Source organism: Waterburya agarophytonicola KI4, assembly GCF_020640915.1.
In the GTDB taxonomy this organism is placed as follows: Bacteria; Cyanobacteriota; Cyanobacteriia; order Cyanobacteriales; family Xenococcaceae; genus Waterburya; species Waterburya agarophytonicola.
Genome location: NZ_JADWDC010000003.1, coordinates 38,344 through 54,707, shown reverse-complemented (window position 1 = coordinate 54,707; position 16,364 = coordinate 38,344). Strand labels below are relative to the sequence as shown.

The 16,364-nt window shown below is 39.1% G+C and carries 13 protein-coding genes; 10 read left to right on the top strand and 3 right to left on the bottom strand.

The genetic code is table 11. From position 1 onward, the window contains the following. Window positions 1-74 precede the first annotated feature (74 nt). Window positions 75-707, top strand: coding sequence for a cytochrome c oxidase subunit 3 (locus tag I4641_RS01815; protein WP_229638713.1), 633 nt, complete (start codon window positions 75-77; stop codon window positions 705-707). Window positions 708-988: 281 nt separating this feature from the next. Next, complete coding sequence (locus I4641_RS24070; protein WP_369426706.1) at window positions 989-1,240, top strand: NgoBV family restriction endonuclease; 252 nt, start codon at window positions 989-991, stop codon at window positions 1,238-1,240. Here the strand turns inward: I4641_RS24070 and dcm are convergent. Continuing rightward, window positions 1,219-2,559, bottom strand: a complete 1,341-nt coding sequence (gene dcm / locus I4641_RS01810; RefSeq protein WP_229638712.1) for a DNA (cytosine-5-)-methyltransferase — start codon at window positions 2,557-2,559, stop codon at window positions 1,219-1,221. The two genes, I4641_RS24070 and dcm, sit on opposite strands and share 22 nt — an antisense overlap. A 264-nt stretch (window positions 2,560-2,823) precedes the next feature. Further along, window positions 2,824-7,470 carry a glutamate synthase large subunit gene (gltB, locus tag I4641_RS01805; RefSeq protein WP_229638711.1) on the bottom strand — a complete coding sequence of 1,549 codons (4,647 nt, stop codon included), beginning with the start codon at window positions 7,468-7,470 and terminating at the stop codon, window positions 2,824-2,826. A 935-nt stretch (window positions 7,471-8,405) separates the two neighbouring features. On the opposite strand from gltB, the gene I4641_RS01800 reads away from it, so the two are divergent. From I4641_RS01800 to I4641_RS01765, 8 genes are all read left to right on the top strand, one after another. Continuing rightward, on the top strand, window positions 8,406-8,771 hold the full coding sequence (locus tag I4641_RS01800; RefSeq protein ID WP_229638802.1) for a cupin domain-containing protein: 366 nt from the start codon (window positions 8,406-8,408) through the stop codon (window positions 8,769-8,771). Window positions 8,772-8,864: 93 nt separating this feature from the next. Next, a complete protein-coding gene (locus I4641_RS01795) occupies window positions 8,865-9,239 on the top strand; it encodes a HesB/IscA family protein (RefSeq protein WP_229638710.1) in 375 nt (124 codons plus the stop codon). A gap of 145 nt (window positions 9,240-9,384) precedes the next feature. Beyond that, window positions 9,385-9,756: a 30S ribosomal protein S12 gene (rpsL, locus tag I4641_RS01790; RefSeq protein WP_229638709.1), complete on the top strand. Its 372-nt coding sequence runs from the start codon at window positions 9,385-9,387 to the stop codon at window positions 9,754-9,756. 325 nt (window positions 9,757-10,081) lie between these two features. Further along, window positions 10,082-10,552, top strand: coding sequence for a 30S ribosomal protein S7 (rpsG, locus tag I4641_RS01785; RefSeq protein WP_229638708.1), 471 nt, complete (start codon window positions 10,082-10,084; stop codon window positions 10,550-10,552). A 259-nt stretch (window positions 10,553-10,811) separates the two neighbouring features. Then, window positions 10,812-12,893, top strand: a complete 2,082-nt coding sequence (gene fusA, locus I4641_RS01780; protein WP_229638707.1) for an elongation factor G — start codon at window positions 10,812-10,814, stop codon at window positions 12,891-12,893. Between the two features lie 20 nt (window positions 12,894-12,913). Continuing rightward, the gene (gene tuf, locus I4641_RS01775; RefSeq protein ID WP_229638706.1) at window positions 12,914-14,143 is read left to right on the top strand and encodes an elongation factor Tu; all 1,230 of its coding nucleotides are present in this window, start codon (window positions 12,914-12,916) and stop codon (window positions 14,141-14,143) included. A 187-nt stretch (window positions 14,144-14,330) separates the two neighbouring features. Next, on the top strand, window positions 14,331-14,648 hold the full coding sequence (gene rpsJ, locus I4641_RS01770; RefSeq protein WP_019508354.1) for a 30S ribosomal protein S10: 318 nt from the start codon (window positions 14,331-14,333) through the stop codon (window positions 14,646-14,648). A 175-nt stretch (window positions 14,649-14,823) separates the two neighbouring features. Further along, window positions 14,824-15,465, top strand: a complete 642-nt coding sequence (locus I4641_RS01765; protein WP_229638705.1) for an LON peptidase substrate-binding domain-containing protein — start codon at window positions 14,824-14,826, stop codon at window positions 15,463-15,465. A gap of 3 nt (window positions 15,466-15,468) precedes the next feature. On the opposite strand, the gene pheA is transcribed toward I4641_RS01765, so the two are convergent. After that, window positions 15,469-16,311 carry a prephenate dehydratase gene (pheA, locus tag I4641_RS01760; protein ID WP_229638704.1) on the bottom strand — a complete coding sequence of 281 codons (843 nt, stop codon included), beginning with the start codon at window positions 16,309-16,311 and terminating at the stop codon, window positions 15,469-15,471. Window positions 16,312-16,364: the final 53 nt, after the last annotated feature.

Genomic DNA, 16,364 nt, shown 5'->3' with positions numbered 1-16,364 from the left:
GAGATATTTCATAAAATGTCTCTACCAATGAATAATTATTCAAACCAATTAATCAAAAAAAGAATTGATTTAATATGCAAGGTTCAACCGTAGATAACAAATCACAAATTGCAATTGCTTCAGAACAAGAAGCCGAACAGGGACACGGACACCACGAACACCCCGATTTTCGGATGGTAGGACTATACATCTTTCTGATTTCCGATAGTATGACCTTCATTGGTTTCTTTGCTGCATTGCTCATTTATCGTGCAATCATGCCTGTATGGCCTCCAGAAGGGATGCCTGAATTTGAATTGTTAATCCCAATTATTAACACAGCAATTCTGGTAGCTAGTAGCTTTGTGATGCACGAAGGACAAAAATCTCTTAAACAAAATGACGTAGGCGGCTTACAAAAGTATTTTGGTATTACCGCAGCAATGGGTGCAGTCTTCCTAGCTGGTCAGGTTTATGAATATTCCCATGCTGAATTTGGTTTGACTACTAACCTGCTAGCCAGTTGTTTTTATGTTTTAACTGGGTTTCACGGTTTGCACGTATTGACGGGGGTTTTATTAATTCTGTGTGTATTATGGCGATCGCGCGAAGAGGGACACTATTCTGCTAGTAGCCACTTTGGTGTAGAAGCAGCAGAAATTTATTGGCACTTTGTCGATGTAATTTGGCTAGTTTTATTTGTTTTGGTATATCTAATTAATAATTGATTAACACTAATTAATTTATTTTTTGATGGAGATGTTTAAATTAAGCATCTCTTTTTTTATAGTTGAAAAATTTTTATCTGCCAGATCGATAAAGGATGCACTATAGTACCAATAGTTTTACGATGTGTAATTTAGAAGGTAACTACAACTTAGGTGCATATCTTTCAAGAGTGAGTTATTAAAGAGTAGTTCAAAATCACTTCAGTTGTCCTCATGTTTTTGAATGCCAAGCAAATTTACAATCTTTTACTCCAAAAGAAAATTACTGATGGTGTAAAAAAATATGGGAAATTACTGGTAGTTCAGATAAATATCCGATTAAATGCCAAATTAAAAAAGATGTTGTCTATAATATAAGACCAATTTCATGGTATTCCAGCAAGGCAAAATTTAAGCCTTTTATTAACAGATTAGATTTTGTTGAAGCTTTATATCAAACTTTAATGAAATATTCTAAAACTCAAGTTTCAAATGAAAATTGGTTAGAGCAAGTTGAGCAAAACTACTTATCTTATACAGGACAAAGATTATAGTTTTGATTTGGTGTTGCAATCAACTTTTGGATAATAATTCTCTTAGATATTTCTTCAACGATAGGAACAACTACAGTATTACCTAATAGATCGAATGCTTTAGCTACTGGCAAATTAATTTGATATTCCTCTGGAAATCCAAACAGTCTTAAACCTTCTCTGATTGTTAGTTTTCTTAAACCTTCTCCATCCACAACAGCTAGCTTATTCATATCAGTCGCTACAAGAGTTGGAGCAAAACCATTAGGATCGAGAATCTTGCTGATATCAAAACTAAGTTTACCAACAATAATATTGTATCCTTTAGGTAAATCTTCTCTATATTCTCTTCTTTTTATAACTTTGCCGTTACTATTAACGCACTCTACTAAATCTTTAGGATGCTCAAATTTAAGATATCCTTTATTTACTAGATCGTCTAACATAGTTTGCAAGTTGTTCGATTCAAATAAATTAGAGGAATTGTAAAAAATTAGTATTTCTTTTATGGTTAAAGGCATTCCATCCATCCATTTTATACCCTTTTTTTCTGCCCATATTTTTCGTCTTCGTTCTTTTAAAAGCTGATTTAAAAGTATTTTTTGAGATTTACTTACTTCTCCTTTTAATTCAATATCCCAGCTATGTATATTATCTTTACCACCTCTTTTATCTTTGATAGCTTTTCCGTATAAATCCGCAATAGAATAATTAGCTAGAATTTTAGTAGTAAGCTCGGTTTTTAATACTTCTTTGTTTGTTTCAAAAATATCTTTTAAAGTAGCAGTTTCTTGTTTGAAAAAATTCAAGGAAACAGGATGCTTTTTATTTCCTACAATGTAAATTCTCTTTCTATCTTGAGGAATACTAAAATCTTGAGCATTAATAACTTTCCAACTTACTTCATAATTGAGTTGTTCTAATTTAGAAATAATCGTTGCTAAAGTTCTTCCTTTATCGTGTTTTACTAATCCTTCAACATTTTCTAGTAAAAACCCAAATGGTTGTTTAGCTTCCAATATTCTTTCGATTTCAAAAAATAGTGTTCCTCTAGTATCAAGAAAACCTTGTCTTGTTCCTGCACTACTAAATGGTTGACAAGGAAATCCAGCCAAAAGAATATCGTGATCGGGAATTTCTTTGGTAGATATTTTAGTTATATTTCCATGAATATTATTATCTTGAAAATTTTCCTGATATGTTGCGATCGCGTGCTTCTTAATCTCTGAAGTAAACACACATTTTGAAGAAACTCTCAAACTTAGACAAGCTTTTTCTAATCCTTGTCTCATTCCTCCAATACCAGCAAACAAATCAATAAAACGAATACAATTTGTCATTATTTACTTCTTATCTCGATATATCCCGATCGCTATTTATAAATTCTAAATACTCCTCTAACAAATCAAAAAGCTCATACAAATCCATTTTTTTTAACTTATTCATATTTCATACAATATATTATCTTAAAAGAAAATAGCGATCGGCTTTTTACAATCCTATTCTTTGTATTTTTACTCTGCGTCTTTGCGCCTTTGCGTGAAAACTAAAAAAACGATCGCCTTACAAAAAAAGCGATCGCCTTAATCAAAATCAACTAGAAATTAAACAGAGGTCAGGGTTTTAGATTCTTCTGCACCTGCTTCTGGTCGATCTGCTTCCGAAGGTGGTACTACCTGCCAGAATTGACCTAGATAGTTATCCCAGTCTGCGAGAATTGCTTTTCCTTTGGCACTGCCTGTTTTAGCTACGTGTTGTTGAATCATTTCTTTAAGTTGGTTTGCACCAGCCTCAGAAACAACTCTTTGGATTTTGACAATCTCAGGGTTAACTTTGCTGGCAAAAGTACCATTTTCATCGAGGAAATAGCCCAAACCGCCTGTCATACCAGCACCTACATTGCGACCAACTTCACCCAAAACGACAACTAAACCCCCTGTCATATATTCGCAACAGTGATCGCCAGCCCCTTCAATAACGGCTTTACCCATGGAGTTACGGACGGCAAATCTTTCACCAGCCCGTCCGTTGGCATATAGTGCGCCACCAGTCGCACCATACAAGCAAGTATTACCAATAATCACGTTAGTAGCTGCGTCATAGGTAGATTTAGTGCTAGGGGAAATAATGATTTCGCCACCGTGCATTCCTTTACCTACGTAGTCGTTTGCTTCCCCAGAAATAATCATTTTCATTCCTGGCAAGTTAAATGCGCCAAAGCTTTGACCAGCCGAACCTTTGAATATTAAAGTAAGTTCTCCTTCAAAACCACTGTTGCCGTATTCCGAAGCGATCGCACCCGATATTCTGCCACCGACACTGCGATCTGTATTAATAATGCGGATATCTTTAGCCACCGTGCCTTGATTGGCGATCGCACCAGCAATATTAGGATCGGCTAATATTTCATCATCTATAACATTATCATTGGTGTGAACATCACCATGTTCTAACCAACTGCGATCTTCTTTAACGTTAGGCAAGTCGATCAAGCAGCTTAAATCTAAACCGCTAGTTTTAGCAATATGAGCCTCAGAGTTTTGCACCAATAAGTCAGCACGTCCGATAATTTCATTTAAACTGCGATAGCCTAATTTAGCTAATAACTGTCTTACTTCCTCTGCCACAAAGAAAAAGAAGTTCACTACATTTTCAGGAACACCCTTAAAGCGATCTCTCAAATGCTGTTGCTGGGTTGCAACCCCCACAGGACAAGTATTCATGTGACAGACACGAGCCATAATGCAGCCTTCGGCAATCATGGCGATCGAACCGAAGCCATATTCTTCGGCACCCATTAGGGCAGCCATAATTACGTCCCAGCCAGTTTTTAAACCACCATCAGCACGGAGTAAAACGCGATCGCGCAATTTATTCTGCAATAGTACTCGATGTACCTCGGTAAGCCCTAATTCCCAAGGAGTACCAGCGTGTTTAATCGAACTTAAAGGCGATGCGCCAGTACCGCCATCGTGACCAGAAATTTGAATCACGTCGGAGTTAGCTTTAGCTACCCCTGCTGCAATTGTACCAATACCTATTTCTGCTACTAGTTTGACAGAAACCTTGGCTGCGGGATTAATTTGATGGAGGTCAAAGATTAACTGCGCTAAATCTTCAATGGAATAGATATCGTGATGGGGAGGAGGAGAAATTAAAGTTACTCCTGGTTTTGAACGACGTAAGGAAGCAATGTAAGGACTGACTTTCTTCCCTGGTAGCTGTCCTCCTTCTCCTGGTTTTGCACCCTGAGCGAGTTTGATCTCAATTTGTTTGGCACTCATGAGGTACTCTGGAGTTACTCCAAAGCGTCCCGATGCAACTTGTTTAATTGCCGAACTGGCAGTATCACCGTTTTGTAGACCATTCAAGTGAGGTAAAGTAGGAGACTTACCATCTGTTACATCATTTAACACTTTAAAGCGAACGGTATCTTCGCCACCTTCTCCAGAGTTGGACTTACCGCCAATACGGTTCATGGCTACAGCTAGAGTTTCGTGGGCTTCTCTAGATAAAGATCCCAGAGACATACCCCCAGTACAGAAGCGAGTAAAGATGCTTTCGACTGATTCTACTTCGTCAATAGAAATAGATTCGCGATCGCTTTTAAAATCTAGTAAATCTCTTAAAGCTGTTGCAGGTCTTTCTTGGAGGTGTTGCTTATAAAGCTCGTAGTGGTCGTATTCTTTGCTAGCTACTGCTTTATGCAAGGCTTTAGACATTTCAGGAGAATTCATATGATATTCTCCGCCTTTTTTATACTTAACAAAGCCATAGTTTTCCAGCTTCTTACTTTCAAGTTCGGGGAAGGCTTTGTGATGGAAAGCAATAACCTCTTGCGCCAATTCAGCAACAGTTAAGCCACCCAAACGAGAGGTTGTACCAGCAAAGGCTAAATCGACTAAATCCACTCCTAAGCCTAGTGCTTCAAAAATTTGCGCGCCGTGATAGGAAGATAGCAAGGAGATTCCCATTTTAGAAAGAATCTTCAACAAACCTGCTTCAATAGACTGGCGATAGTTTCTTTGAGCCTTATCTAAACTGATAGCTTCAATACGCTCGTTTGCCATCAATCTTTGTGTCTTCGGATCGTTCCACCACTGACGAACACTTTCTAAAGTTAAGTAAGGACATACTGCCGAAGCACCATAACCAATCAAACAAGCGTAATGATGAGTACTCCAGCATTGCGCCGTATCCACTACCAAAGAAGTACGCAAACGTATTCCCTGGCGAATCAGGTGATGATGAACTGCTCCCACAGCCAACAAAGGAGGAATATAACTATATTCCGTGCCAATATCCTCTGAGCGATCGCTCAGGATAATAATCTCTACTCCTGCTTTCACCGCATCAGTAGCCGCCTGACAGATTTTAGTTACCGCGTCTCGTAAGCCATTAGGACCAGTTTCAATCTTATAGAGTGTTGATAATTTCTCTGTCTTAAAATTAGAAGACTCGATTGCGCTTAATTCTTCATCATTAATTATGGGCGACTCTAGCTTAAGCATTCTCGCATCTTCAGGCTTGAGATTGAGAAGATTGCCTTTTGCCCCCAGCTGCATTGACAAAGACATGACCAAGCTTTCTCGCAGAGGATCGATCGCGGGATTTGTTACCTGAGCAAATCTTTGTTTGAAGTAGTCATATAACAATCTAGGTTTATTCGAAAGCACTGCCAGGGGAATATCATCACCCATACAGAAAGTAGGCTCTTTTCCATCAATTGCCATCGATTGAATAATCAATTCCAAATCTTCGGCAGTATAGCCAAATGCTGTTTGTCGCTGTAGCAATTGCTGTGTACTTAAAATATTTTTCGCACCAAATTCCTGAGCTTCAACAGTTCGACGATGTTCTTTGACCCATTCCCCATAAGGATTAGCTTGAGCTACCCGCTGCTTTACGTCCCAGTTGCGCAGTATTTCTTTAGTTTTGAGGTCTACCACAATGGTTTGCCCAGGGCCCAATCTACCTTTTTCCACGACTTCTTCGTCGGGTAGATCCACTACTCCTGTTTCCGAGCCTACTACCACATAACCGTCTTTGGTAATAGTGTAACGAGCAGGGCGCAAACCGTTGCGGTCTAGGGATGCACCGACAGTTTTGCCGTCACTGTATACCAATAGTGCAGGACCATCCCAAGGTTCTTGTTGACCGCTGTGATATTCATAAAAATCAACAATTTCAGGATATTCTTGCAACCCAGGCTGATTTTTATAGGCTTCTGGAACAAGAATCATCGCTGCTTCGGGGATGCTGCGACCAGTCCGCACGAGCAATTCCATCGCACTATCTAAGTTGTAAGAATCACTATTGTCATTGTTCACAATAGGAGTTAAGGCTTCCATTTCTTCATGAGTCCACCCTGGTAAGGTCGCGTCGCTAAAGTTAGAAACTAGTTCTTTTTCCCTGTTACTCATCCAGTTAATGTTACCCAGAAGAGTATTAATTTCGCCGTTATGACCCAAAATCCTCATTGGTTGGGCAAAGGGCCATTTAGGCATCGTATTAGTACTAAAACGACGATGATAAACCGCAAAGGTACTTTCAAAATCTGGATTAGTCAGATCTTGATAAAATTCACCCAAAATAACCGATCGCACCATGCCTTTATAAACAATAGTACGGCAGGAAAAAGAACAGATATAAAAATCGTCGGTTAATTTCTTACCCACTCGTGACCTAGCTATATACAGCTTACGGTCTAGTTCATCCCCGCTCAATCCTTCAGGAGAAGTAACCACAATCTGCTCGATATGAGGCTGATTTGCTCTAGCTTGTTCCCCCAATACCTCTGGTTTGACTGGCACTTTTCGCCAACCTAATACGGTTAAATTTTCGGCTCTAACCGTATCTTCAATAAATTTTTTCTCGGCTGCAATTTGGTCTGCATCCTGGGGCAAAAACACCATCCCTACGCCCCAAGCTTCTACTGCTGGCTGAGAAATATTGTTACTACTAAACCAGCTAGCAAAAATTTTCTGTGGTAATGCGGTCATAATTCCCGCACCGTCTCCAGAATCGCGATCGGCACTACATCCGCCACGATGCTCCATACATCCAAGAGCTTTAAGAGCCTGAACGACAATTTTATTGCTTTCTCTACCATCTTGATAAGCAATAAATCCTACACCACAAGCGTCCCGTTCTTCTACTAACCAACGTTGACCCCCGAAAGGTTTATCATCAGACCTGGGTTGTAATCCCGATTGAATTGTATTTTTTTCTATAATTTTTTTTGATTTCATTTCGTACTTGCTCATACAAATGTAGTAATTTTTTCTAGATAAGATTCCAACTGTTTATTGCTATCCCCAGTTTGTTTTAGAGCGAAAAATATAAGTACCGATTACAAAGTATATGGCGTAAATTAATTTTCTTAAAATACCATTGAAGGAACATCATATTTTGTTGGTATCAGATTGTATAATTTTGCTGAATCATGGCTAAGTAAAAAATAAAACAGTTAAACTGACCGTAAGCATTTCGAGTACGGATATTTTAGCAATCAAATGACAAATAATTCTTTTGTTACCTAATCTTTTTTGTTCGGGCTAAATACAAAAGATGTCAAATATACTTTTATGCTTTGCTCGCTTCCCTTAAAGTGATAGATCTCAGTATTAGCTTCTTTGATTAGCCCCTCACCCGTCTTCAATAATAAAAACGATCTCCCAATGAAAAATCATTAAGACTATCAATGCCATATGTTGAGAGCTAGAAAAATGCTCTAAGTTTTAAAGCACATCTAAATCATGGTGCTGATACACCGCTTTTCTCATCTTCTTCATAGATGATTAATTAACACTTTATTGTAATCGAACCGACTCTAACAAAAAGCTAGATTGACTACAGTTTTGGTCAACAATAATTTGGTCGGGAGTTACAGACTGTTGAATATTTTCACTATTCCAATTCAATTTTGTGAAGATTCTGTATAAATGTAGCAATCTATAGGGGTAGTATGTTTAAGTTTTCTACAATTGTTTGCTATCTTTTGGATAGATTGATTTGAACCATTACCAGATAAAGGTCAATTTATCTCCATAATGTAAATTAAGTTCATACACTATTTACCCATCAATAACTAGCAATTATGTCTCAGTCTACAAAAACCAAGTTCAGCACTAACAAAAAATTGGAACCCAAATCTTTTTCTTCAACCGAGCAGGAAACTGATGGTATGGAGATTGCTGGCAAAAAGGCTGCTCCTACGGAAATTCGTCCCTGGGGTTCGTTTACTACTTTAGAAGAAGGTACGGGATATAAAATTAAACGTATCGAAGTAAATCCCGGTCATCGCCTTAGTTTACAAATGCATCACCATAGAAGCGAACACTGGATTGTAGTTTCTGGTACTGCTAAAGTTAACTGTGGCGAACGAGAAATGATTTTAAGTAGCAATCAATCTACCTATGTTCCTCAGTGTACTACTCACCGTCTAGAAAATCCTGGAGTCATCAAATTAGTTTTGATTGAAGTGCAAAACGGTCAATACTTAGGAGAAGACGATATCATCCGTTTTAGCGATGATTATGCCCGCAAATAATCAGGGGAGGATTACTGTTTTCATATTTAATTTTTTAAGTTCGATTTTTTTGCTGTAGCATATTTTAACGTAGACAAAGCAACAGGTTCATTCGTGTTACAGATAAGTTCTTCAGCAGCCCAAGAAATTAGACGCATCCAGCGCAATCAACAACAGTCAGACTTTCTTCTGAAGTTAAGCATTAATTTTGGAGGATGTTCTGGCTTATTTTATAAATTGCACTTACAAGATGGCGATCTAGATAATCTTCCTTCTTCGAGCGATCGCTTATTAGAGATCGATGGTATCAATATAATTGTCGATCGCGATGGTCGGGAATATCTAGAAAATTTAACGATAGACTACGCAGAAGATTTAATGGGAGGTGGATTCAGATTTCATAATCCCCTGGTCAAAGACGTTTGTGGTTGCGGAATATCTTTTTCCAGCCTAAAAGCAATTGACACCAAGGCGATCGGCAACAAATAAACAGCCTGGGTAATCTGTAGTCTTTTTTACTAAAAATTGACATATAATAGCAAAATAGCATACAATCGAAATTTGTCTGCTATTCTGTTAGCCTGTTTAAAAACTAATAGATGAAGAGGATTTAAAACCACACAAGCCATTACCTATGCCCACTATTCAGCAACTCATTCGTAGCGAAAGATCCAAATCTAACAAGAAAACCAAATCTCCTGCTCTAAAAGAATGCCCCCAACGTCGTGGCGTTTGTACTAGGGTATATACTACCACTCCCAAAAAACCTAATTCCGCCCTCAGAAAAGTAGCAAGGGTACGTTTAACTTCTGGTTTTGAAGTTACCGCTTATATACCAGGGATTGGACACAACCTACAAGAACACTCAGTGGTTCTGATTCGCGGAGGAAGAGTTAAAGATCTCCCTGGAGTTAGATATCACATAGTTCGTGGTACTTTGGACACAACTGGGGTCAAAGATAGAGCGCAAAGCCGATCTAAATACGGTACCAAACGTCCTAAATAATCGTTCTAATCTTGTGTTGTACTTTTATCATTAGAAAATTAACGGCTGAAATCTATTCTGATTCTAAAGAGTTGCCATAGTAGAAGAGAATAGTTCCTTTGATAAAAAATTACTTCCAAGTCTTTTCAAAATACTTTTTTAGTAATACCTTGATGTATTACTGACGAGCAGATCTTGACTATTGTATTTAATAAGTTTTAGTTTCTGCACTATCAATCAATAGCAAACCATGGTTTGTTAAAACTTATTCGTGGAAACTCAGTCAAACTTGAGAGCGTTTAAGTCAAAAGTTTCATATTCCTTAAAAAAGTAAAGTAATAATCCAATGTCTCGTCGTTCAACCAAGAAAAAACGTCCCGTTCCTCCAGATCCAGTCTATAATAGTCGTCTACTTAGCATGACTATTAGAAGAATCATGCGTAGTGGAAAGCAGTCCCTGGCTTCTCGTATCATCTACGATGCAATGACTATAATTGGCGAAAGAACAGGTAACGAGCCAATTGAAGTATTTGAACAAGCAATTAAAAATCTAACTCCTTTAGTGGAAGTTAAGGCACGCCGAGTAGGTGGAGCAACATACCAAGTTCCGATGGAAGTCAGACAGGGTAGAGGTACAACTTTAGCTCTACGTTGGTTGATTCAATTCGCTCGTTCTAGAGGCGGTCGTACTATGTCAGGAAAGTTAGCTAGTGAAATCATGGATGCGGCTAATGAAACTGGCGGGGCAATGAAGAAAAGAGAGGAAACTCACAGGATGGCAGAAGCTAACAAAGCTTTTGCTCATTATCGCTACTAAAAAATAGTCAAGCGTCTAAATTGCTTCAGAAAGAACTAAGAGAGTCAACTCCAAATAGACACTAAGACTATTGAGAGAATTAAATTAATCCTTTTTTTCGAACGAAGCAATTTTATGTCTCTTTATAGATTTATAGTTATCATAAAAAGCCGTGTTTGTACTCAAAATACTTTAAATTAAATAAAAGTATAGAATTATAAACGGTGTTAAAAAAGTAAACATTTAGCAATTTCATCCTGCAAAATGCAAGGAGGTATTTGTGGCACGTACCATCCCGCTTGAGCGAGTACGAAATATCGGTATCGCTGCTCATATAGACGCGGGCAAAACAACAACAACCGAACGCATTCTTTTCTATACTGGCATTGCCTATAAAATGGGCGAAGTTCATGATGGCGCAGCTACTATGGATTGGATGCAGCAAGAGCAAGAGAGAGGAATTACCATCACTGCTGCTGCGATCAGCACTAGCTGGAAAGATCACAAAGTTAATATCATTGACACTCCTGGTCACGTAGATTTCACTATTGAGGTAGAACGCTCGATGCGCGTTCTGGATGGAGTCATTGCTGTGTTTTGTTCCGTTGGTGGTGTGCAACCTCAGTCTGAAACCGTTTGGAGACAGGCAAATAGATACAATGTACCTAGAATTGCCTTTGTCAACAAAATGGATCGTACAGGAGCTAACTTTTTTAAGGTCTACGAGCAGATTAGGGAGCGTCTCCAAGCAAATGCAGTACCCATTCAAATTCCTATCGGTAACGAAGGCGAATTTGAGGGAATTGTCGATCTTGTCAGAATGAAAGCCGTTATCTATAAAGATGATTTAGGAAAAAATATAGAAGAAACGGATATTCCTAGCGAACTTTTGTCCAAGGCTCAAGAATACAGAACTAAATTAATTGAATCTGTAGCTGAAACTGACGAAGCACTCCTCGAAAAATTTATGATGGAAGAGGAGTTTGAAGAAGCAGAAATTAAGGCTGCAATTCGGCAGGGCACAATTAATGGTTCCATTATGCCCATGTTGTGCGGTTCTGCATTCAAAAATAAAGGAGTTCAAGTCTTGCTGGACGGAGTGGTAGATTATTTACCTGCACCAACAGAAGTGCCAGCCATTACTGGACAATTGCCTAATGGAGAAGAAGCAGTTAGACATTCTAGTGATGAAGAGCCATTCTCAGCCTTGGCATTTAAAATTGCCACGGATAAATTTGGTCGCTTAACTTTTGTTCGAGTCTATTCAGGAGTCTTAGCAAAAGGAAGTTATGTTTATAATTCCACCAAGCAAAAGAAAGAACGAATATCTCGCTTAGTAGTCTTAAAGTCTAACGATCGCATTGAAGTTGACGAACTAAGAGCAGGAGACTTGGGAGCAATAGTCGGTCTTAAGGTAGCCTCTACAGGAGATACTCTTTGTGATGACAAGAACCCCATTATTCTGGAATCTTTATACGTTCCAGAACCTGTAATTTCTGTCGCGGTTGAGCCTCAAACAAAAAGTGATGTAGAAAAGCTATCAAAGGCACTAGAGGCACTTAGTGATGAAGATCCTACGTTTAAGGTTAGTACTAATCCCGAAACGAATCAGACTGTAATTGCAGGAATGGGAGAACTCCATCTAGAAATCCTAGTCGATAGGATGCTTAGGGAGTTTAATGTCGAAGCTACGGTGGGTAAACCTCAAGTAGCCTATCGCGAAACAATTCGCAAAAGTGGCAAAGGCGAGGGAAAATACATCAAACAAAGTGGCGGAAAAGGTCAATACGGTCATGCCGTATTAGAAGTCGAACCCGCCGAACCTGGCTCGGGATTTGAGTTTGTTTCTAAAATTGTTGGTGGCACGATCCCCAAAGAATTTATTCCTCCTGTAGAACAGGGGGTGAAACAAACCTGCGAATCTGGTATCTTGTCAGGATATCCTTTGATAGATATCAAGGTTACTTTAGTTGATGGTTCGTACCACGATGTAGACTCCAATGAAATGGCTTTCAAAATTGCAGGTTCTATGGCAATTAGAGAGGCTGTAAACGCAGCTTCTCCTGTGGTTCTAGAACCGATGATGAAAGTTGAAGTCGAAGTTCCTGAAGATTTCTTAGGAGATGTGATCGGAGACTTGAACTCTCGTCGAGGCAATATAGAAGGAATGAACTCCGATGCTGGCATAGCAAAAATAGACGCTCAAGTTCCTTTGGCAAAAATGTTTGGCTATGCTACTGATATCCGTTCTAAGACCCAAGGACGCGGTATATTTTCTATGGAGTTCAGCGAATATAGCGATGTTCCTCGCACTGAAGCAGAGGCAATCATCGCTAAAAATAAAGGGATCACACTAATTTAAATAAAGGAATTAATTAATTAATGGCACGCGCAAAGTTTGAACGGAATAAAGAACACGCTAACATCGGTACTGTAGGTCATGTAGACCACGGTAAAACTACTTTAACCGCAGCAATCACCCTAGCCTTGGCTGCTATGGGTGGTGCTAAAGCCAGAAACTACGAAGATATTGATGCTGCTCCTGAAGAGAAAGCACGTGGGATCACTATCAACACTGCTCACGTAGAATATGAAACTGAAAACCGTCACTACGCTCACGTAGACTGTCCTGGACACGCTGATTATGTCAAAAACATGATTACTGGTGCTGCTCAAATGGACGGCGGTATTTTGGTAGTATCTGCTGCTGACGGTCCCATGCCTCAAACTCGCGAACATATCCTCTTGGCTAAACAAGTTGGTGTTCCTAGTCTAGTAGTCTTCATGAACAAAGAAGACCAAGTAGATGATGAAGAGTTACTTGAGTTGGTTGAATTGGAAATTCGCGAACTGTTAAGCGAGTACGATTTCCCTGGTGACGATATTCCTATCGTTTCTGGTTCTGCCCTAAAAGCAGTAGAAGCTCTAGCAGCTAATCCTGCTACCCAAAAAGGTGACGATCCTTGGGTTGATAAAATTCATGCCCTAATGGAACAAGTTGATACTTATATTCCTACTCCTGAACGCGAAGTGGACAAGCCTTTCTTGATGGCAGTAGAAGATGTCTTTTCCATCACTGGTCGTGGTACTGTTGCAACTGGTCGTATCGAACGCGGTGTGGTTAAAGTAGGCGAAACTATCGCGATTGTAGGCATCAGAGATACTCGTACTGCAGCTGTTACTGGAGTGGAAATGTTCCAAAAAACTTTGGATCAAGGTATGGCTGGAGATAACGTCGGCGTATTACTTCGTGGTATTGCTAAAGAAGATATCGAACGGGGTATGGTTTTAGCTAAACCTGGTTCGATCACTCCTCATACTGAATTTGAGGGAGAGGTTTACGTTCTAACTAAAGAAGAAGGCGGTCGTCATACTCCTTTCTTCAAAAACTACCGTCCTCAGTTTTACGTTCGTACAACTGACGTGACTGGTACTATCACTGACTACACTGCTGATGATGGCAGCGCAGTAGAAATGGTAATGCCTGGCGATCGCATTAAAATGAATGTAGAACTAATCAACCCCATTGCGATCGAGCAAGGAATGCGCTTTGCAATTCGCGAAGGTGGTCGTACTATTGGTGCTGGTGTAGTCTCTAAGATTATCAAGTAGTCCGCAGGACAACCAAAATAACGAACATTCTAAAGATATGCGGAAGTAGACTTTGTTAGTTCCATAATTTGGCTGACATTGTCTTCTTCCGTAATTATTGTGAGAGAATAAAGATATTAGCTATTGAGTTAATTATCGCTCTCAACTTATATTTAGTTAACCATCCGTACCTCGACAATTAAACAACATGGCAACGATTCAACAACAGAAAATACGCATTCGCCTCAAAGCTTTCGATCAACGCTTGCTCGATACCTCTTGTGAAAAAATTGTAGACACAGCAAATAGAACTAATGCTTCTGCCGTTGGGCCTATTCCCCTACCCACAAAACGAAAAATTTATTGTGTTTTGCGATCGCCCCACGTAGACAAAGACTCTCGCGAACATTTTGAAACCCGTACTCACCGTCGCATTATTGATATTTATAAACCTTCTTCCAAAACCATCGACGCTTTAATGAAGTTGGATTTACCTGCTGGTGTTGATATTGAAGTTAAACTTTAATGTTTGAGTTAATATAATAATTTTTTTTTGCCCTGTGAACTGCTTCTGGAGGGCAAAATTTTTTTATTAATAAATATCTTAAGATCCAACAATTCACAGGTATATACGTTCCTTAAAGAAATCCGCTAAAGTAAATAAGTAAGCAATAGTACCAAATATAGCTAAAAAAGTTTAGATGGCATCTTCTTCAATCGCAGTTAGAGAACTACCGTTATTTCCCCTTCCTGAAGTAGTTTTATTTCCCAGCCGTCCATTACCACTCCATATTTTTGAATATCGCTACAGAATCATGATGAATACGATTCTAGAAAACGATCGCCGTTTTGGAGTATTATCAATCGATCCTAGCACGGGAGAAATTGCGGAGTATGGATGCTGTGCCGAAATTTTGCATTTCCAGAGATTACCCGACGATCGCATGAAAATGCTAACCTTTGGCAAGCAAAGATTTCGTCTTCTTGAATATGTACGAGAAAAACCCTATCGCGTAGGATTGGTGGAGTGGATTGAAGACAAACCTGCTACAGAAGATTTGAACCCCATTGCAACGGAAGTAGAAGAATTATTGCGCGATGTTGTTCGTCTTTCTGCCAAGTTAACCAGCCAAAAAATAGAACTTCCTGATGATTTGCCTAATTCTCCTACCGAGTTATCCTATTGGGTAGCTAGCAATCTTTATGGTGTTGCATCCGAGCAACAGGCATTATTGGAAATGCAAAATACTTTAGAGCGTTTGCAGCGAGAACAGGACATCCTTAGTTCTACACGCAATCATTTAGCAGCACGCACTGCCCTTAAAGATGCTTTGGATGATTAACAATCATTTGACATCTAATTTGGAGTAGTTACCAAATATTTTGAGTACCTCGGTGCAAGCCGACAGTTCTGCCAACGCTTCTTTAATTTTAGGAGCTTGAGAGTTGCCTTCCAGGTCAATAAAAAATACATATTCTCCCAAAGAACGCTTACTTGGACGAGATTCAATTTTACTCAGATTAATTTCTCTACGAGCGAAAATTTCCAGTGCTTTCATCAATGCTCCAGGAGCATTTTGAGGCAGACTAAAAGCTAAAGATAGATAACTACCATTCTCGCTTTTATCGCAGCTTACAATCCAAAAACGGGTACAATTATCGGAACTATCTTTAATGTCTGCCTTCAATAATGGTACTTGATATAATTGGGCTGCTCTAGGAGATGATACCGCAGCAGCAGTGGAATCTTCTTTTAATAATTTGATTCCTTCGGTAGTAGATTTGGTAGGAATTAATTGCACCTGGGGTAAAAAGTTTTCCAGCCACTTTTGACATTGAGCCAAACCTTGGGGGTGAGAATATACTGTTTGAATTTCTTTTAATGAAGAGGCGTAAGATAATAAACCGTGAAAAATTGGAATGGTTAATTCTTGATGCACCTGTAGGTTATCTGCTTGCCAAAGGGTGTCTAAAACAATAGTGACAGTCCCTTCAATGGAATTTTCAATGGGTACTACTGCTCGATCTACTTTTCCTCTCGCGACAGATTGCAAAACTAAAGCCATACTTGGATATGCGCAGAGAGTAGATGTTTGCTGTCGCTCCTGTTTCAACCAGTCTGCGTAAGCCAGCGCAGCAGTTTCGGAATTAGTTCCTGTAGGTCCTAGATAGGCAAGAGAAAGATTCATGAAAATTGTATTTTTGAGATAAAGAACTTTAGCAAAATTATTAATTTTTTAAC

Excerpts from the sequence above, each read along its gene's own strand:
- rpsG (WP_229638708.1), top strand. The coding sequence starts at position 10,082 with ATGTCTCGTCGTTCAACCAAGAAAAAACGTCCCGTTCCTCCAGATCCA.
- dcm (WP_229638712.1), bottom strand. The coding sequence starts at position 2,559 with ATGACAAATTGTATTCGTTTTATTGATTTGTTTGCTGGTATTGGAGGA.
- tuf (WP_229638706.1), top strand. The coding sequence starts at position 12,914 with ATGGCACGCGCAAAGTTTGAACGGAATAAAGAACACGCTAACATCGGT.
- gltB (WP_229638711.1), bottom strand. The coding sequence starts at position 7,470 with ATGAAATCAAAAAAAATTATAGAAAAAAATACAATTCAATCGGGATTA.
- pheA (WP_229638704.1), bottom strand. The coding sequence starts at position 16,311 with ATGAATCTTTCTCTTGCCTATCTAGGACCTACAGGAACTAATTCCGAA.
- I4641_RS01815 (WP_229638713.1), top strand. The coding sequence starts at position 75 with ATGCAAGGTTCAACCGTAGATAACAAATCACAAATTGCAATTGCTTCA.
- rpsL (WP_229638709.1), top strand. The coding sequence starts at position 9,385 with ATGCCCACTATTCAGCAACTCATTCGTAGCGAAAGATCCAAATCTAAC.
- I4641_RS01765 (WP_229638705.1), top strand. The coding sequence starts at position 14,824 with ATGGCATCTTCTTCAATCGCAGTTAGAGAACTACCGTTATTTCCCCTT.
- rpsJ (WP_019508354.1), top strand. The coding sequence starts at position 14,331 with ATGGCAACGATTCAACAACAGAAAATACGCATTCGCCTCAAAGCTTTC.
- I4641_RS01800 (WP_229638802.1), top strand. The coding sequence starts at position 8,406 with ATGGAGATTGCTGGCAAAAAGGCTGCTCCTACGGAAATTCGTCCCTGG.